Raw genomic sequence first — 17,741 nt, 5'->3', positions numbered from 1 at the left:
ACCTGGCGGTGGTGGCGGTGCCCCCGGAGGCCGCCGCGTCGGTGGTCGCCGACGCCGCGGCGGCCGGGGTGCACGGACTGGTCGTGATCTCCGCCGGCTTCGCCGAGGCCGGTGTCGAGGGCGCTGCCGCGCAGCGTGCCCTGGTCCGCGCGGCCCACGCCGCGGGCATGCGGGTGATCGGCCCGAACTGCCTGGGGGTGGCCAACACCGACCCGGCGGTACGCCTCAACGCCACCCTCGCCCCGCGCCTGCCGGTGCCGGGTCGGGTCGGCTTCTTCAGCCAGTCCGGTGCGTTCGGCGTGGCGTTGCTGGCGGAGGCGGACCGGCGGGGGCTCGGTCTGTCCAGCTTCGTCTCGGCCGGCAACCGGGCCGATGTCTCCGGCAACGATCTGTTGCAGTACTGGCAGGACGACCCCGGCACCGACGTGATCATGTTGTACCTGGAGACCTTCGGTAACCCGCGCAAGTTCGCCCGGCTGGCCCGGCGGATCGGCCGGGACAAGCCGGTGGTGGCGTTGGCGTCACCGGCCCGCCCGTCGGGTGTCGGTGACGTCGCCGGCCCGGACGCCACGGCGGTCAGCGCGTTGTTCGCCCAGTCCGGGGTGATCCGGGTGGACACCGTCGGTGAGCTGCTCGACGTCGGGGTGCTGCTGGCCAACCAGCCGCTGCCGGCCGGTGACCGGGTCGGCGTGGTCGGTAACTCCTCGGCGCTGACCGGTCTCGCGGCCACCGCCTGCGCAACCCAGGGGCTCACCGTCGCCGACGGATACCCGCGGGATGTCGGTCCGAGGGCCAGCGCGGCCGAGTTCGCCGAGGCGCTGGCCGCAGCTGCCGCCGACGATGCGGTCGACGCGCTCGTGGCGCTCTTCGCCCCGCCGCTGCCCGGCCAGTTCACCGGCACTGAGGCCGATTTCACCGCCGCCCTGCCGGCGGCGCTCTCCGGTGGCAAGCCGGCGGTGGCCACCTTCCTGGTCGGCCGTGCCCCGGCCGGGATGCCCTCCTACCCGAGCGTGGAGGAGGCGGTCCGGGCGCTGGCCCGGGTCACCGCGTACGCGCACTGGCTTCGTCGGCCCACCGGGACCCTGCCGGAGCTGTCCGGCGTCGACCCGGCGGCGGCACAGGCGGCGCTGCGGGCGGACGACAGCGATGCGGAGGCGCTGCTGACCGCGTACGGCATCGACGTGGTCGAGTCGGTGCCGGTCTCGTCGGTCGACGAGGCCGTCGAGGTGGCCACCCGGCTCGGGTTCCCGGTGGCGCTCAAGGCCGCGGCCCCGGGGTTGCGGCACCGCCTCGACCTCGGTGCGGTCCGGCTCGACCTGCCGGACGTCGCCGCCGTGCGCCGCGCCGGTGCGGAGCTGGCGGTGGCCTTCGGTCCGGACGTCCTGGTGCAGCCGATGGTGCCGCCCGGCGTGGCCTGCGTCGTGGAGTTGGTCGAGGATCCGGCGTTCGGGCCGGTGGTCGGATTCGGGCTGGGTGGGGTCGCCACGGAGCTGCTCGGCGATCGGGCGTGGCGGGCGGTGCCGTTGACCGACCGGGACGCGGCCGAGTTGGTCGACGCGCCCCGGGCGGCACCCTTGCTTCGTGGCCATCGGGGGGCCGCGCCGGTCGACCGCGCCGCCCTGGCCGATCTGCTGTTGCGGGTCGGTCGCCTCGCCGATGACCAGCCCCGGGTCCGGGCGCTGACGTTGAACCCGGTGCTGGCCCGGCCCGACGGTCTGTCGGTGCTGCACGCGAACGTCCGGATCGGCTCCGCCGCCGTGCCGCGCCCCGACACCGGCCCCCGTCGATTGTGAGTGGGCGGCCGGTCAGGCTCGGCCGGAGATCTGCTGCACCGCCCAGGCGTTGCCGTCGGGGTCGGTGAAGAAGACGAAGCCGACATTGTCCAGCGGCTCCGGCACCGGACGCGGATTCTCGCCGAGCACCTGGATCTCACTCACCTCGACGCCGCGTTCGAGTAGTTCGGTGCGGGCCTTGGCGAGGTCCGGTACGACGAGTTGCAGGCCCTTCAGCGATCCCGGTGGCATCTGCGGCACGGCGCCCTTGCCGATCACGATCGAGCAGCCCGACCCGGGTGGGGTCAACTGCACGATGCGTACGTCGTCGCCGATCACCAGGCCGATGTCGCGTCCCTCGGGGGTGGCGTAGCGCAGGGTGGTGGTGACGGTGGTCCGCCCGGCCAGCTCGGTGAACGTGTGGCTGACCAGGGTGTCGCCCGGGTACGACTGGTCGTCGAAGCGTTCGGTGCAGACGAGTTGGTGCGGCACGGGGACCGTCCGGTAGACCCCGCGCTGAACCATCCGTTGGCCGTCCGGGCCCTGCGACTCGAACTGCCAGCGCCCGCCCACCCGCAGGTCGACCTCGCAGCCGACCAGCTGCCAGCCGCGTGCGCCGTACCAACGGACGAGCAGTTCAGGGCGGGTGAAGGCGGAGAACACGAGCCGTACCGGTGCGTCGAAGACCCGGCTCAGCACTACCGGCTTGGTGGCCGCGCGTCAAGCGACACGCACGCATCGGCCCCGGCGAACCGCCGGGGCCGATGGCCGGACGCTCAGCTCAGCAGGCGTACGCCTCCAACCGCTGCGCCCGCTCCGGGGCGCGCAGCTTCAGCAGGGTCACCTTCTCGATCTGCCGGATCCGCTCCCGGGACAGGCCGAACTCCCGGCCCACCTCGTCCAGGGTGCGTTGCCGGCCGTCGTCGAGGCCGAACCGCAACCGGATCACGGCCTGTTCGCGCTGCGAGAGCGTGGCCAGCACGATGCTCACCTCGCTGCGCAGTTCGCCGTGGGTGGTGGCGTCGCCGGGCCCGGCGGCCGGATCGACCGCGGCGACGAAGTCACCGAGGGCGCTCTCACCGTCCTCGCCGACAGCCTGGTCCAGACTCACCGGCTCCCGGTCGTAGGAGATCAGTTCGATCACCTGGAACTCCGGCACGTCGAGCGCGCGGGCCACCTCGGCGACCGTGGGCTCCCGACCCAGCGACACCGCCAGTTCACGCCGGGCACGGACCATCCGGTTCACCTGCTCGACCATGTGGACCGGGATGCGGATGGTGCGGGCCTGGTCGGCCATGGCGCGGGTGATGGCCTGTCGGATCCACCAGGTGGCGTAGGTGGAGAACTTGTAGCCCTTGGTGTAGTCGAACTTCTCGACGGCGCGGATGAGGCCGAGGTTGCCTTCCTGGATGAGGTCGAGGAAGGCCATGCCCCGACCGGTGTACCGCTTGGCGATGCTCACCACCAGCCGCAGGTTAGCCTCCAGCAGGTGGTTCTTGGCGGCCCGGCCCTGTCGCGCGACAAGTTCCAGATCGGCGCGCAGTTCCTCGGAGACCGGTACGCAGGTGCTGAGCTTCTCCTCCGCGAACAGGCCGGCCTCGATCCGCTTGGCCAGGTCCACCTCCTGCACGGCGGTGAGTAGCTTCGTCCGACCGATTCCGTTGAGGTATGCCCGGACCAGGTCGGTGGAGACGCCGCGCTCGTCGGTGGCGTCCAGGTCGGTCAGGGTGTCCACGCCGTGCTCCGCATCGGTGCCGGCGTGCGTACGGTGCTCCGTCATCTGCTGGGCCATCTCAGTCTCTCCCCGTGTCCACGTCCGTGCCGTGTCCGCCGGCCAGTTGCGCCGGTGACAAACAGCTTGGCCGTCGGGGCGTAAAACGGGAGTGAGGCGATCGGGGAACCGACAGTCTGTGCGCGACCGTCAGGACAATTCGCCCGGGCTGACCGTTGGCCGCCGAGTCGGCACTCGGCAACGCGGTGGCCCGGCGGTTCGGCCGGCTCGGCTTGTCGGCGCCGGTTACCGTGCCAGCGGTCGGCCGTCGGGTCGACGTACCCGCCCGGGTGGCGGGCGATCGAGCGACGGAGGCAATCGTGGTGTTCAAACGGCTCATGCAGGCGATGGGAGTCGGTGGTCCGTCGGTGGAGACGGTGCTGTCGAATCCGAACTGCCGGCCGGGCGGCCACCTGGAGGGCAACATCGCGGTCACCGGCGGTGACCACGGCGTCGACGTGTCGTACGTGGCCCTGGGGCTGCTCACCCGGGTGGAGGTGGAGAGCGGCGACAACGAGTACACCACCAACCAGGAGTTCCAGCGGCAGCAGGTCACCGGCCCGTTCCGGCTGGAGGCGGGGCAGCGCCACGACGTCCCGTTCCGGTTCGAGGTGCCGTGGGAGACCCCGCTCACCGAGCTGTACGGGCAGCACCTGCACGGGATGACCATGGGTCTGCGTACCGAACTGGAGGTGGCCCGCGCCGTCGACAAGGGTGACCTGGACACGGTGGCGGTGCACCCGTTGCCGGCCCAGGAGCGCCTGCTGGAGGCGCTGCTGCGGCTCGGTTTCCGGTTCGCGCGAGCCGACGTGGAGCGCGGGCACATCTATGGCGTCCACCAGACGTTGCCGTTCTACCAGGAGATCGAGTTCTTCCCGCCCCCGCAGTACGCGGGCGCGATGAAGCAGCTGGAGGTCACCTTCGTCACCGACCCCCGGCAGGTGCAGGTGGTGTTGGAGTTGGACAAGCGGGGTGGGCTGTTCACCGAGGGCCGCGACGTCTTCGGTCGCTTCGCCGTCGAGCACGCCTCGGCGGCCAACATCGACCTGGCCGCCCAGCTCGACGGCTGGCTGCGTCAGTCGCTGCAACGCCGCGGCCTCTTCGGCTGAACTCCGCGATCCCGCGCCGTACCTCAGTGCCAGTTGCTGATCTGCACGTCGTGCGGCGCGGGCTCGCCCTTACCGGTCTCGACCAACTGCTTGAGACTCATCAGGTAGATCGCCCACTTGGTGCTGCAGTGGTACATGAACTCCACCGGCCCCCGCTCTCCAGGACCTTCATGTCGAAGCCGCCCGGGATGAACCGGAACCGGAGCACACCGCCGACCTCACCGTCGCCGTCCGTGTCCTTCGTCCACCAGTTCGCGAGCCCGTCGACGGTGGTCAGGGCCGCGTACACGTCCTCGGGAGCCGACGTGACGCCGACCCGGTGCAGGATGTCCAGCATCTTGATACCTCTTTGTCTCGGTAGGAGGCCCGAACATGGGCAGGGTGAGTCACGCCGCCACGGACATGGCGGCGATTCGTCAGGTGTGGTTCAGCTCCGCTGGTCGCGCTGGATCGCCTCGGCGATCCGCTTGATCCGTCGCAGCCGTGCGTCCCAGGTCGCGCCGACCGCCGACAGTTGCGCGACCGCGCGGGCGAGTTGTGCCTCGTCAACCTCGTAGCGGCGCTCCCGGCCGGCCGGCGTGCCGTGGACGAGTCCGACCCGGCCGAGTACGCCGAGGTGTTTGGCGACCGCCTGCCGGGTGACCGGCAGCTGCTCGCTCAGCGTGGTCGCCGTACCGCCGCCGTCGGCCAGTAGCAGGTCGAGCATCCGCCGCCGGGTCGGGTCCCCGACGGCGGACCAGAGGTCGTCGTCGACACCGACACTCATCGAGCCGACACCAGCCGGGCCACGTAGTCGACGAGGCGGGGCAGGAAGTGGTCCCAGCCGGTGACGTGGTCGCGGTAGTGCTCTTCGAGCACGGCGGCCTCCCAGCCCCGCTCCCGGAACCCGGTCTCGGTGAGGCGCAGCAGCGTACCCCTGCCCGACGGGACCAGGTCGAAGGTCACCAGGAGCGAGTTGGTCGGCGTCGCGACGGCGAGATCGTCGTACACCCACCGGAACGAGAAGCGCCGGGGCGGGTCGGCCGCCACCACGGTCAGCGGCATGACCTCGGTGTTGGGCGGCTCACCGAAAGAGATGGTCCCGGTGGCGCCGGGGACCGGATCGAGATCGGCGTCGTCCGGCCACCACTGCCGGAGATGGTCGGGTGCCGTGACGACCTCGTAGACCACCTCCGGTGTGGCGTCGATGTGGATCTCCCGCTCGATGCTGCCGTACTCCATGCGTTCCTCCAGACATGCAACCTGTGGTTGCGTCTGACTCTAGGGCTCGCCGTCGACATGTGCAACCACTGGTTGCGTTACAGCTCCAGAAGGATGGTGCGTGGACCGACGTTGACGCTCTCCACCAGCATGTGCGCGCGGAAGCGGCCGGTCTCGACCGTCGCGCCGCGCTGGCGCAGCGCCCGCACCGTCTCCTCGACGAGCGGTTCCGCCACCTCGGCCGGGGCGGCTGCGGTCCAGCTCGGCCGGCGGCCCTTGCGGGCGTCGCCGTAGAGAGTGAACTGGCTGACCACCAGAATCGGCGCGGCCACCTCCGCCGCCGACCGCTCGTCATCCAGGATGCGCAGCTCGTGCACCTTGCGGGCCATCGTCCGGGCAGTCTCCGGGGTGTCGGTGTGGGTCACCCCGAGCAGCACCAGCAGCCCGTCGTCGACCGCGCCGACCACCTCGCCGTCGACGGTAACGCTGGCCCGGCCGACCGTCTGCACCACCGCCCGCATCAGGCGACCACCGGCGCGGAAGCGCTGGCCGGCCGTGCCGGCGCCGGCCGCCTCACGGCTGCACCGGCGCGATGAAGCCCCGCTCCACCAGGTGCGCCACGATCGGCCCGGCCGCCTCGGCCAGTTCGTCGACGGCCACGTCGTGGGCGACGGCGAGCAGTGCGAGCTGGTCCCGCAGCGGCAACCGCCCGTCGGCCCCGCCGACCAGGGCCAGCACCAGCGGGTCGATCTCCTCGGTCCACCGCAGCCCGTTCGGCAGGGCGAGGACCTGTCGGTCCACCGCCCAGCCCTCGGAGCCCATCGTCGCCTCCTGGCGCAGCTGAAGCCCGTCGGCGGCGCGGTAGCGGGCGGCCAGCAGGCCCTCGGTGTCGCGTACGCGCAGCCAGTCCTGCCGGTCGAACCAGTCGGCGATCCGATCACCCATCGGTGGTTGCACCCGCTGGCGCAGATCCTCCACCCGCAGCACCGGGTCGTCACGGTCGCCGCGGCGCAGCGAGACGATGCCGAAGCCGATCGCTTCCACCTTGTGCGCGTCGAACCAGTCGAGCCAGTCCGCCATTCGTTGCGGGTCGGTGGCCTCCCCGACATCGGTCAGCCACAGGTTGACGTACGCCATCGGGTCGGCGACCTCGCGCTGGACGACCCAGGCGTCCAGGCCGGTGCCGGCGAACCAGCCGGCGACCCGTTCGCCCCAGTCCTCGCCGGCCACGTGCACCCAGTTGGCGAGGTACTGCATGGTGCCGCCTTCGGTGAGCAGGCCCGGGGCGGCGGCGGCCAGCTCGGCGCCGATCGCGTCGCCGACCCGACCGGAGTCGCGGTAGACGTGGGTGGTGGTGCCCGGCCCGACCACGAACGGCGGGTTGCTCACCACGAGGTCGAACCGCCGGCCGGCGACCGGGGCCACCAGGTCGCCGTGCAGCAACTCCCAGTCCTGGCCGTTCAGGGCGGCGGTGGTGGCGGCGAAGCGCAGCGCCCGGCGGGACACGTCCGTGGCGGTGACCCGCCGGGCGTGGGTGCCCAGGTGCAACGCCTGCACGCCCGAGCCGGTACCCAGATCCAGCGCGCTGTCCACCGGTCGCCGTACGGCCGCGCCGATCATCGTCTGCGTGGCCCCGCCGATGCCGAGCACGTGTTCGGCGTGCAGCGGACGGCCGGGACGGGCGCTGGCCGGCACGTCCGCCAGGACCCACCAGTCGTCGCCGTACGGCTCCAGGTCGATGCCCATCCGTAGCCCGTCGCCGTGCCGTTCGACAAGTCCCGCGTCGAGCGCTTCGGTGAGCGGCAGTGGCGCCAGCGCGGCGGCGACCGCGGCTTCCGGCTCGGTCTGCTCGCAGATGAACACCCGGATCAGAGTGGCGAGGGGATCCCGGTCGGCGGTGGCGCGCAGCGCGGCCCGGAAGTCGTTGCGGGCGACGCCGCCGGTCGCCTGCGAGCCGAGCCGTGCGGCGATGCCGTTGGCGGTGAAGGCGGCCCGGGTCAACGCGGTCCGCAGCGCTTCGATGCCGGCGGGGGAGAGCAGCATGTCGTGTCCGTCCACACCACCATCCTGCCTGGTGACGTCCGGTCTGGAGACTACCGCCCGTGACACTGCCAATCAATCGACAAACGTGCCTGTTATATCCGTCGATCTAACGCTAGCATTCCTCCAACTCAGTCCAGGGTGCGGACCGCCCGGCCAGAAGCTCGGTCGGCCGCCCAGGTAAGGGAGGCACGATGTCCTCAGGGTCCACCGCGCGACGGCAGCTCATCCGGGCGCTCGCCGTCGTCGCCACCGCGGCGGCCGTCTCGGCGGCCGGCACCACCACGGCGGTCGCCGCACCCACCGGCGAGATCCGTGGCGCCGGCGCGTCGAACGCGGTCAGCGGCAGCTACCTGGTCGTCCTGCGCGCCGACGCCGTCGGCGCCGCCGGTTCGTCGACGGCTCGGTCCGCCGTTCCGGACCGGGCCAGCGCCCTGGTCAAGCGGTACGGGGGCAGCGTCTCCGACACCTACAGCGCCGCGCTCACCGGCTTCGCGGCCAAGATGACCGCCGCCCAGGCGGCCCGGCTCGCCGCCAACCCGGCGGTGGCCTACGTGGAGCAGGACCACGTGGTGACCATCCAGGCGACCCAGACCAACCCGACCTGGGGCCTGGACCGCATCGACCAGCGGAACCTTCCACTAAGCGGCACCTTCACCTACCCGAACACCGCCTCGAACGTGCGGGCGTACATCATCGACACCGGCATCCGGACCACCCACGGCCAGTTCGGCGGCCGGGCCACCTGGGGCACCAACACCGTGGACAGAAACAACACCGACTGCAACGGCCACGGCACCCACGTCGCCGGCACCGTCGGCGGGTCGACGTACGGCGTGGCCAAGGGCGTGCGCCTGATCGCGGTGAAGGTGCTCAACTGCTCCGGCGGCGGCACCGTCACCAGCGTCGTCAACGGGGTGAACTGGGTGACCGCCAACGCGGTGAAGCCGGCCGTGGCGAACATGAGCCTGGGCGGCGGCGCCAGTACCTCCATCGACAACGCGGTGCGCAACTCGGTCACCTCCGGCGTCAGCTACGCCGTCGCGGCGGGCAACTCCAACGCCAACGCCTGCAACTACTCGCCGGCCCGGACCTCGACGGCGATCACCGTCGGCTCGACCACCAGCAGCGACGCCCGATCCTCCTTCTCCAACTACGGCTCGTGCGTGCACATCTTCGCGCCGGGGTCGAGCATCCCGTCGGCCTGGCACACCAGCAACACCGCGACCAACACCATCAGCGGTACCTCGATGGCCTCGCCGCACGTGGCCGGCGCCGCCGCGCTCGTGCTCGGCGCCAACCCGTCCTACTCGCCGGCTCAGGTCAAGAGCTACCTGGTCAACAACGCCACCACCGGCGTGGTGTCCAACCCGGGCAGCGGCTCTCCGAACCGTCTCCTCTTCGTGGTGAACTGATCCTTAAGTGATCAACCGGCCCGGCGGACGGTGCGAACCGACCCGCCGGGCCGAGTCACGTCCTCGGTGCGCCGGACCCGGTTCGGGTCGAGGTGGGTGTCAGCGCACGTCGCGGCTTCGCATACGGGCAGGATGAGGGCATGACGCTCATACTGCCCATCGACCCGGAGGCGAACCAGCTGCTGGCCCGCGATCCGCTGGCCCTGCTCGTCGGCATGGTTCTCGACCAGCAGGTCGCGATGGAGAAGGCATTCTCCTCGCCGTACGTGCTGGCCCAGCGGCTCGGACACGACCTGGACGCCCGGGAACTGGCCGGCTTCGATCCCGAGGCCCTGGTGGCCATCTTCGCCCAGCCACCCGCGCTGCACCGCTTTCCCAAGGCGATGGCGGCCCGCGTGCAGGAGGTGTGCCGGGTGCTGGTCGAGCGCTACGACGGCGACGCCGCCCGGCTCTGGGCCGACCTGGCCGACGGCCGCGAACTGCTTGGGCGGCTCACCGCCCTGCCCGGATTCGGCCGGCAGAAGGCCCAGATCTTCCTCGCGCTGCTCGGTAAGCGGTTCGGGGTGCAACCGCCGGGTTGGCGGGAGGCGGCCGGCCACTACGGCGATCCGGAGGCACACCGGTCCGTCGCCGATGTGACCGATGCCGAGTCGCTGCGCCTCGTTCGGGAGCACAAACAGCAGATGAAGGCGGCGGCGAAGGCGGGCGCGCAGGGGGACTGACCGGGCCGCTCCGACGATGGCAGGGGGCGACCGATGGCGCAGCGCCTGGTGACGGTGATCGGCCGCCCGCTGATCATCGCCGCCGTGCTGGGGCGACATCCGCGACGTACCGTGCCGTGGCGGCTGGCCGCCTGGAGGATGCCCCGGCGCACGAAATTCGCGGGCGACGAAGGTCGTCGTTCGCCTGGTCAGAGTGACAGGATGGAGAACGACCCCTCCGGAGGAGGTACCACGGGTGAATCGTCAGGCTCACCAGCCGATCCTCATCACCGACGCCTCCCGCAGCCAGGATGATCAACTGACCAGCCGGCAGCGGCGTTACGTCGTGATGATGGGTGTCCGCGTCGCCTGCGTGATCGTCGGCGCGATCCTGGTCGGCGTGGGGGCGCCACTGCTCTGGCTCTGGCTGCCCCTGGTCGCGCTGGGCATGGTGCTCATCCCGTGGCTCGCGGTGCTGCTGGCCAACGACCGCCCGCCCAAGGAGCGTCACCGCCTCGCCAACCGCTTCTCGTCGCGTTCGGCCACCGAGGCGGCACCGCCCCCGATGAGCCTCGCCGCCGAGGAGCGGCCACGCAAGATCATCGACGCCGAGCCCTGACCCGCCCGGAGCGGCTCAACGGGCCGGCCGGGCACCGACCTGCGCCACCGCCGCGGCACCGAGATCGGCGGCCCGGGCCAGGGCGGCGTCGGGCGTCGACCCGGCCAGCCAGGCGCCCAGCAGGCCCGCCGCGAAGGCGTCACCCGCCCCGGTCACGTCCCGCACCGCCACCCGATGCGCCGACGAGGTGACGACCGTGTCGTCCCGGTCGACCCAGACCGCGCCGGCCGCGCCGCGCTTGACCACCACCCGGCGGGCCGCGGCGACAAGAGCCCTGCCCTGTGCCGCCGGTTCCAGTCCACCGGCCAGCACGGTGGCCTCGTCGACGTTCACCAGCAGCAGGTCGACCTCACGTACCCAGCCCAGAAAGGCCGCCGACCCGACCGCCCGCAGCGGTGCCGCGGAGGCCGCGTCGACACTTGTGGTGAGGCCGCGCTGGCGAGCGCCGGCCAGCGCCCGCAGGCCGGCCGGTCGGGAGTCCGCGTCCAGCAGGGTGTACCCGGACAGGTGCAGGTGCGTCGCGTCCGGCGCACCGTCCAGCGCCGCATCCACGTGGTCGGGACGCAGCCGTAGGTTCGCCCCGCGCTCGGTGACCATCGTGCGCTCGCCGCCGGCCGTCAGCACGATCACCGTGCCGGTGGCGGCTCCGACGATCCGCTGCACCGCGCAGTCGACCCCGGCGCTGATCAACTCCGTCACCCGGTCACGGCCGGGGCCATCGTCACCGACCGCGCCCACCAGGGTCACCGCTACTCCCTCGGCGGCCAGCCAGGACGCGGTGTTGGCCGCCTGCCCACCTCCGGTGGACCTGATCGCCGCCGGGGTGTCGGATCCGGGCGCCAACGGGCCGGCGAGCACCGCCACCACGTCCGTGACCACGTCACCGACGACCAGGACGCGGTCGGTCCCGGCTCGGCCCGCCCCGCTGCCGTTCCCGGTCACGCCGATGCGTCGGCCCGGCGCTGGGCGGCGGCGACTGCGATCCGGGCGGCCAGGTCGGCGTTGCGCAGGATGATCCGGACGTTGACCGCCAGGCTGGCGCCCTGCGTCGCGGAGTGGAAATGGGCCAGCAGGTACGGCGTGACGGCCTTGCCGGTCACTCCGTCGCGTTCCAGCAGGGCCAGACCCTCGGTGAGCGTACGGTCGTGCAGGTCCGGGTCGAGCTGCTCGTCGGTGGGCAGCGGATTGGCGACGATCAGCCCACCGTGGTGTGCGCGGTGCTGCTCGCGGGCGGCCAGCACGTCGGCGACCAGTTCCGGGGAGTCGACCGACCAGTCCAGGTCGAAACCGCCGTCGGTGATGAAGAAGCCCGGAAACCGGCGGGTCCGGTAACCGACCACGGCCACCCCGAGGGTCTCCAGCCGTTCCAGGGTCGCGCCCACGTCGAGGATCGACTTCACTCCGGCGCAGACCACCGCGATCGGCGTACGCGCCAGGGTGACCAGGTCGGCCGACTCGTCGAAGGTCTGCGCCGCCTCGCGGTGCACCCCGCCCAGCCCGCCGGTGGCGAACACGCCGATGCCCGCCGCGGCCGCTACGGCACTGGTCGCGGCCACGGTGGTCGCGCCGTCCGCACCGACGGCGGCGGCCACCGCGAGATCGCGTACGGAGAGCTTGGTCACCCCGTCGGCGGTGGCCAGCCGGGTCAACTCGGCGTCGTCGAGCCCGACCACGAGTTCGCCGGCGACCATGCCGATCGTGGCCGGCACCGCGCCGGCGTCCCGGACGGCCTGTTCGATCTCCCGGGCCACCCGAAGATTGTCCGGCCGGGGTAGGCCGTGCGAGACGATGGTGCTCTCCAGAGCGACCACGGGCCCCTGCTCGCGCAGCGCTCGGGCCACTCCGGTGCCGTAGCGGAGGTGAAAGTCGGTCACAGTCGCTCACGGTACGCCCGCCAGCCGGGTCACCTCAGGTGGACCGGGTGAGGGTGACCTGCCAAACTTGTCGGTTGGAGGTGCAGACGTGACTACACAGATTCTCGAGCGTCCCGAGCTGAAGGACGCCGACACCGGTCCGGAGATGTTCCACTACGTCCGGAAGGAAAAGATTGCCGAAAGTGCCGTCATGGGCACCTTCGTCGTGGCGCTGTGCGGGGAGACCTTCCCGGTGACGAAGACGCCGAAACCGGGTTCGCCGGTCTGCCCGAAGTGCAAGGAGATCTACGACTCGTACCGCGAGTGACATCCGACGGCCCGCGCGGCGGCCCGCGTAACCTGCGGCGGTGACCACCTCCACCGCCCTGCTCCTGGCTGACCTGGCCGGGGTCGCGGTCTTCGCCGCCTCGGGGGCCTCCGCGGCGGTGGCCAAACGGCTCGACCTCTTCGGCGTGGTCTTCGTCGGCTTCGTCGCCGCCCTCGGCGGCGGGATAGTCCGAGACCTGGTCATCGACGAGGTACCACCGCTCGCCTTCGCCGACTGGCGCTACGCGGGCACCGCCGCCGTGACCGCCGCGGCGATCTTCTGGCTTCATCCGCAGTTCGCCCGGCTGCGCACCACCGTCCTGGTGCTGGACGCGGCCGGGCTCGGTCTGTTCACCGTCGCCGGCACCCTCAAGGCCCTCGACGCTCACGTCCCGGCGGTCGGCGCCTGCCTGATCGGCATGATCACCGCGATCGGTGGCGGACTCGTCCGCGATCTGCTCACCGGCGAGATCCCGGTGGTACTGCGGCGGGAGATCTACGCCGTCGCGTCGCTCGTCGGGTCGATCGTGGTGGTGCTCCTGTACGGCCTCGGTCACACCGGGCCGATCACGCTCATCGCCGCCGTCGTGCTGGTCTTCGGCGTACGCCTGGTGGCCCTGCGTCGCCGCTGGTCGGCGCCGGTGGCGACGGTCCGACCACCGCGAACCGGCCTGCCGGGGCCGCCGCCGCAGTGAACACGCAGTGGCGGGTGGCACCTTGGTGACGGCAGTGGCGTCGCGTGGGCAGCCCGGCGGCTGCTGGTTATGCTGAGTCGGCCTTCGCGGCTCGGCTGCGCGGAGGCATTTTCGTGGGGCGACCGCCGTGCCCCTCGGCCCGGGTCCGCCGGCCTGCGGCCGGGACATCCCGTGGCCGGAGAGGAGCGAACGCGTGGCAGTCCGGACGCCGCCGCTCGAGACGTTCCCGCCCCTGCGCTCCTGGCAGCGCAAGGCTCTGGTGGAGTACCTGCGCCGCCGGGCCGACGACTTCACCGCGGTCGCCACCCCGGGGGCCGGAAAGACCACCTTCGCCCTGCGGATCGCCGCTGAACTGCTCGCCGACGGCAGCGTCGAGGCGGTCACCGTGGTCGCGCCGACCGAGCACCTGAAGGCGCAGTGGGCGGAGGCGGCGGCCCGGGTGGGCATCCAACTGGACGCCGCGTTCCGCAACGCCGACCTGCACTCCTCGGCGGACTTCCACGGCGTCGTGGTGACCTACGCGCAGGTCGGGATGGCACCCCAGGTGCACCGGCGGCGCACCATGACCCGCCGGACCCTGGTCATCCTCGACGAGATCCACCACGCCGGTGACTCGCGAACCTGGGGTGACGGGGTGAAGGCGGCCTTCGAGCCCGCGGTGCGCCGGCTGATGCTGACCGGTACGCCCTTCCGGTCCGACGACAACCCGATCCCGTTCGTCAGCTACGAGCGGGGCGGCGACGGCCTACTGCGCTCCCGGGCCGACTCGGCCTACGGCTACAGCGATGCGCTGCGCGACGGCGTGGTGCGGCCGGTGCTGTTCCTGGCGTACTCGGGGGAGACCCGGTGGCGGACCAACGCCGGGGAGGAGCTGGCGGCCCGCCTGGGCGAGCCGATGACGCAGGATCTCATCGCGCAGGCGTGGCGTACCGCCCTGGACCCGGCCGGCGACTGGATGCCTCAGGTGCTGCGGGCGGCCGATGCCCGGCTGACCGTGCTGCGGGCGGCGGGCATGCCCGACGCGGCCGGCCTCGTCATCGCCAGTGACCAGCAGACGGCCCGTTCGTACGCCAAGCTCATCGAGCAGGTCACGGGGGAACGGGCGGCCGTCGTGCTCTCCGACGATGTGGGCGCTTCGGCCCGGATCGCGACGTTCGCGGCGTCTGAGCGACGGTGGCTGGTGGCGGTGCGGATGGTGTCCGAAGGCGTCGACATCCCCCGGCTGGCCGTCGGCGTCTACGCGACAAGTGCCAGCACCCCGCTGTACTTCGCGCAGGCGATCGGGCGGTTCGTCCGGGCCCGCCGCCCGGGGGAGACCGCGTCGGTCTTCCTGCCCAGCGTGCCGCATCTGCTCGGGCTGGCCAGCGAGATGGAGGCCGAGCGGGACCACGTGCTCGGCAAGCCCAAGGACCGCGAGGGCTTCGACGACGAGCTGCTGGACCGGGCCCAGCGCGACGAACAGGCCAGCGGTGAACTGGAGAAGCGTTTCGCCGCGTTGTCCGCCACCGCCGAGCTTGATCAGGTGATCTTCGACGGTGCCTCGTTCGGTACGGCGGCACAGGCCGGCACCCCCGAGGAGGAGGAGTATCTGGGCCTGCCCGGGCTGCTCACCTCGGAACAGGTGGCGTCGTTGCTCGCCAAGCGGCAGGCCGATCAGCTCGCCGCCCAGCGACGCCGGGCGACCGAGCGGACGACGCGATCCGTAGCGCCCGCGTCCGCTCCACCGGCGCCGATGAGCGCCGCCCAGCGCCGGGTGGCCCTGCGTCGCCAGCTCAACGCCCTGGTCGCCGCCCAGCACCACCGCACCGGCCAGCCCCACGGAAAGATCCACGCCGAGCTGCGCCGGATCTGCGGCGGCCCCCCCAGCGCCCAGGCCACCATCGAGCAGCTGGAAGAACGCATAGCCACCGTCCAAACCCTCTGACCCACCCACCCCACCCACCCCACGTTGATCAAGAAGTTTCGGTCGCCGCGACGCGTTTCCTTGACGCAACCTTATTGATCAACTCGGATGGATGGGTGGTTGGTCCGGGGATGGAAAGGCCGGCCGGAGACATCCTGGGGATGTCTCCGGCCGGCTCGTGTCGGGTTGCTGGCCCTCAGTTGGCCATCAGGTCAGCGCCGCGCCAGGTGAACTCCGGGTCCGTCGCGTACCGTACGGTGATCTTGACGAGATCCTCGGCGTACTTGTTGGCGTGGTGCCCACAGAACACCAGTTCACTGCCACCCGCCAGGGTGATCCGGAGCTTGCCGGCGGCATTGCAGCGGTCGCACCGTTCATCGGCGGCCGGGGGGCTCACCGTCTCGGGCGGCGGCGTGAGGGTCGGGGTCATCGCCTTCCTCCTCTGGTCGTCACCGATGAACAATCTCTTCGGTCTTGGTCACCTATCGTGCAACACCCTTGTCGGGCTCTGCCTTCCCTGTGTGCCCGCGGGGGACCGAGGTCACACCTGGCACGGACAGTGTGCCGTGCACCCAGGGTGCCACGTCAACGATCACATCCGTGCAACCACCTGATCACCATCCGACTTGTACGCCAAGTGGTCAAAACGGCACTATCAGTTGACGGATGCTGATCAGTCGAGGTAGTCGCGGAGCACCTGGGAACGGGAGGGGTGCCGGAGCTTGGACATCGTCTTGGATTCGATCTGCCGGATCCGCTCGCGAGTCACTCCGTAGACCTGGCCGATCTCGTCCAGGGTACGCGGCTGGCCGTCGGTTAGCCCGAACCGCAGACGTACCACACCCGCCTCACGCTCGGACAACGTCTGCAGCACCTGCTGGAGCTGGTCCTGGAGCAGGGAGAACGAGACCGCGTCGACGGCGACCACCGCCTCCGAGTCCTCGATGAAGTCACCGAGCTGACTGTCGCCCTCGTCGCCGATGGTCTGGTCGAGCGAGATGGGCTCCCGGGCGTACTGCTGGATCTCCAGCACCTTCTCCGGTGTGATATCCATCTCCTTGGCCAACTCCTCCGGGGTGGGCTCGCGGCCCAGATCCTGGAGCAGCTCGCGCTGGATCCGACCCAGCTTGTTGATCACCTCGACCATGTGGACCGGGATGCGGATGGTGCGGGCCTGGTCGGCCATGGCGCGGGTGATGGCCTGTCGGATCCACCAGGTGGCGTAGGTGGAGAATTTGTAGCCCTTGGTGTAGTCGAACTTCTCGACGGCGCGGATGAGGCCGAGGTTGCCTTCCTGGATGAGGTCGAGGAAGGCCATGCCCCGGCCCGTGTACCGCTTGGCCAGTGAAACGACCAGGCGGAGGTTCGCCTCCAGAAGGTGGTTCTTGGCCCGCTCGCCGTCCCGGGAGATCCACAGCAGGTCGCGCTGCATGTCCCGGGCGAGCTTCTCCTCGCCCTCGTCGGCGGCCCGCAGACGCTCCGCGGCGTAGAGCCCGGCCTCGATCCGCTTGGCCAGCTCCACCTCCTGCTCGGCGTTGAGCAGCGGAACCTTGCCGATCTGCTTGAGGTACGCCCGGACCGAATCCGCCGAGGCGGTCAGCTCGGCGTCCCGACGCGCCTGCTTGAGCGCCTCGGACTCCTCGTCGTCCCACTCGAAGTCGTTGTCGGTGGCGGAGTTCGCCGCATCGGTCGCGGCGGCCTGGGCCAGCTCCGCCGGCTCCTCGACCACGACGTCCTCGATCTCGGCAGCGAGTTCCTCGGGATTGACCTCGCCCTCGGCGGCCTTGCCCTCGGCACCCTTGGCCGGTTTCGCCGCACCCGCCGCAGCCGCCACGGTGGCCTTGGTGGCCCGGGTGGACTTCTTGGCCGGCGCGGCGGCCTCGGCGGCCCCTCCCGCGGTGGTGCCGGCGGCCTTGCGCGAGGTCGCCTTCCGCGGTGCCGGTGCCGGTGCCTCCTCGGCCGCAGGCGCCTGCTTCGGGGCGGCCGCGGCCGCCTTCTTGGTGGTCTTGGCGGTGGTGGCCCGGGACGCGGGGGTGACGGATCGGGCGGCGGCGACCCGTCGGCGGGTGCTGGCCGAGCCGTCGACCACGACGGTCACCCCGGCCTCGGAGAGCGCCCGCAGGATCTTCTTGGCCTGGGCCGGAGTCACCTCGGCGGACTCGACGGTGCGCGCGAGCTGGGCCGACGTGAGCTGGCCGCCAGCGCTCTGCGCGTGGGCGATCAAAGTGTCGGTGAGCGAGCGAACGTCGGCGCCGGTCTGGCGGGGTTCTGTCACGAATGACCTTCCGGAGGCGAAGAGCGAGCACGGCCGGGTTCGTCCGACGCAGCGTGGGGCA

The 17,741-nt window shown here is 71.5% G+C and carries 17 protein-coding genes and 2 pseudogenes; 8 read left to right on the top strand and 11 right to left on the bottom strand.

Features of this window, described 5'->3' with window-relative positions; all coding sequences use genetic code 11:
* Nucleotides 1–1,793, top strand: a 1,793-nt coding sequence (locus tag AC2CHE_RS15400; RefSeq protein WP_484505572.1) for an acetate--CoA ligase family protein, incomplete at its 5' end; no start/stop codon positions are given.
* Nucleotides 1,794–1,805: 12 nt separating this feature from the next.
* Here the strand turns inward: AC2CHE_RS15400 and AC2CHE_RS15395 are convergent.
* The 3 genes and pseudogenes from AC2CHE_RS15395 to sigB form a co-directional block, all read right to left on the bottom strand.
* A pseudogene (locus AC2CHE_RS15395) lies at nt 1,806–2,090 on the bottom strand (VOC family protein); the annotation flags it as partial.
* A 69-nt stretch (nt 2,091–2,159) separates the two neighbouring features.
* A pseudogene (locus AC2CHE_RS15390) lies at nt 2,160–2,471 on the bottom strand (SRPBCC domain-containing protein); the annotation flags it as partial.
* A gap of 82 nt (nt 2,472–2,553) precedes the next feature.
* On the bottom strand, nt 2,554–3,564 hold the full coding sequence (gene sigB / locus AC2CHE_RS15385) for an RNA polymerase sigma factor SigB (protein WP_484505571.1): 1,011 nt from the start codon (nt 3,562–3,564) through the stop codon (nt 2,554–2,556).
* A gap of 299 nt (nt 3,565–3,863) precedes the next feature.
* Between sigB and AC2CHE_RS15380 the strand changes: the two genes are divergently transcribed.
* A complete protein-coding gene (locus tag AC2CHE_RS15380; RefSeq protein WP_484505570.1) occupies nt 3,864–4,652 on the top strand; it encodes a sporulation protein in 789 nt (262 codons plus the stop codon).
* A 427-nt stretch (nt 4,653–5,079) separates the two neighbouring features.
* Here AC2CHE_RS15380 and AC2CHE_RS15375 read toward each other — a convergent pair whose 3' ends face one another.
* The 4 genes from AC2CHE_RS15375 to AC2CHE_RS15360 all read right to left on the bottom strand — a co-directional run bounded on the left by AC2CHE_RS15375 (nt 5,080) and on the right by AC2CHE_RS15360 (nt 7,910).
* Complete coding sequence (locus tag AC2CHE_RS15375; RefSeq protein ID WP_484505569.1) at nt 5,080–5,418, bottom strand: ArsR/SmtB family transcription factor; 339 nt, start codon at nt 5,416–5,418, stop codon at nt 5,080–5,082.
* Entirely contained in the window at nt 5,415–5,873 is a 459-nt protein-coding gene (locus AC2CHE_RS15370) for an SRPBCC family protein (RefSeq protein ID WP_484505568.1), read from the bottom strand. The genes AC2CHE_RS15375 and AC2CHE_RS15370 overlap by 4 nt, the downstream gene beginning before the upstream one ends.
* Before the next feature lie 77 nt (nt 5,874–5,950).
* On the bottom strand, nt 5,951–6,373 hold the full coding sequence (gene dtd / locus AC2CHE_RS15365; RefSeq protein WP_484505567.1) for a D-aminoacyl-tRNA deacylase: 423 nt from the start codon (nt 6,371–6,373) through the stop codon (nt 5,951–5,953).
* Between the two features lie 52 nt (nt 6,374–6,425).
* The gene (locus AC2CHE_RS15360; RefSeq protein WP_484505566.1) at nt 6,426–7,910 is read right to left on the bottom strand and encodes a DUF7782 domain-containing protein; all 1,485 of its coding nucleotides are present in this window, start codon (nt 7,908–7,910) and stop codon (nt 6,426–6,428) included.
* Between the two features lie 176 nt (nt 7,911–8,086).
* On the opposite strand from AC2CHE_RS15360, the gene AC2CHE_RS15355 reads away from it, so the two are divergent.
* From AC2CHE_RS15355 to AC2CHE_RS15345, 3 genes are all read left to right on the top strand, one after another.
* Complete coding sequence (locus AC2CHE_RS15355) at nt 8,087–9,307, top strand: S8 family peptidase (protein WP_484505565.1); 1,221 nt, start codon at nt 8,087–8,089, stop codon at nt 9,305–9,307.
* A 140-nt stretch (nt 9,308–9,447) separates the two neighbouring features.
* A complete protein-coding gene (locus AC2CHE_RS15350; RefSeq protein ID WP_484505564.1) occupies nt 9,448–10,029 on the top strand; it encodes an HhH-GPD-type base excision DNA repair protein in 582 nt (193 codons plus the stop codon).
* Between the two features lie 235 nt (nt 10,030–10,264).
* Complete coding sequence (locus AC2CHE_RS15345) at nt 10,265–10,627, top strand: DUF3099 domain-containing protein (protein ID WP_484505563.1); 363 nt, start codon at nt 10,265–10,267, stop codon at nt 10,625–10,627.
* Nucleotides 10,628–10,642: 15 nt separating this feature from the next.
* Here the strand turns inward: AC2CHE_RS15345 and AC2CHE_RS15340 are convergent, their stop codons facing one another.
* A complete protein-coding gene (locus tag AC2CHE_RS15340) occupies nt 10,643–11,569 on the bottom strand; it encodes a carbohydrate kinase family protein (RefSeq protein ID WP_484505562.1) in 927 nt (308 codons plus the stop codon).
* Nucleotides 11,566–12,501: a pseudouridine-5'-phosphate glycosidase gene (locus tag AC2CHE_RS15335; protein ID WP_484505561.1), complete on the bottom strand. Its 936-nt coding sequence runs from the start codon at nt 12,499–12,501 to the stop codon at nt 11,566–11,568. The genes AC2CHE_RS15340 and AC2CHE_RS15335 overlap by 4 nt, the downstream gene beginning before the upstream one ends.
* An 88-nt stretch (nt 12,502–12,589) precedes the next feature.
* Between AC2CHE_RS15335 and AC2CHE_RS15330 the strand changes: the two genes are divergently transcribed.
* The 3 genes from AC2CHE_RS15330 (at nt 12,590) to AC2CHE_RS15320 (ending at nt 15,426) form a co-directional block, all read left to right on the top strand.
* Nucleotides 12,590–12,808 (top strand): DUF3039 domain-containing protein, encoded by a 219-nt coding sequence (locus AC2CHE_RS15330; RefSeq protein WP_164445579.1) that lies wholly within the window; start codon nt 12,590–12,592, stop codon nt 12,806–12,808.
* Nucleotides 12,809–12,848: 40 nt separating this feature from the next.
* Nucleotides 12,849–13,502, top strand: a complete 654-nt coding sequence (locus AC2CHE_RS15325) for a trimeric intracellular cation channel family protein (protein WP_484505560.1) — start codon at nt 12,849–12,851, stop codon at nt 13,500–13,502.
* 193 nt (nt 13,503–13,695) lie between these two features.
* A complete protein-coding gene (locus tag AC2CHE_RS15320) occupies nt 13,696–15,426 on the top strand; it encodes a DEAD/DEAH box helicase (RefSeq protein ID WP_484505559.1) in 1,731 nt (576 codons plus the stop codon).
* Nucleotides 15,427–15,601: 175 nt separating this feature from the next.
* Here the strand turns inward: AC2CHE_RS15320 and AC2CHE_RS15315 are convergent, their stop codons facing one another.
* Entirely contained in the window at nt 15,602–15,835 is a 234-nt protein-coding gene (locus AC2CHE_RS15315) for a DUF7455 domain-containing protein (RefSeq protein WP_093410327.1), read from the bottom strand.
* Between the two features lie 243 nt (nt 15,836–16,078).
* On the bottom strand, nt 16,079–17,680 hold the full coding sequence (locus tag AC2CHE_RS15310; RefSeq protein WP_484505558.1) for an RNA polymerase sigma factor: 1,602 nt from the start codon (nt 17,678–17,680) through the stop codon (nt 16,079–16,081).
* Nucleotides 17,681–17,741: the final 61 nt, after the last annotated feature.

Source organism: Micromonospora sp. ATLC16, assembly GCF_057196645.1.
Note: the sequence above shows the minus strand (reverse complement) of the source record. Positions and strands in the feature narration are given on the sequence as shown.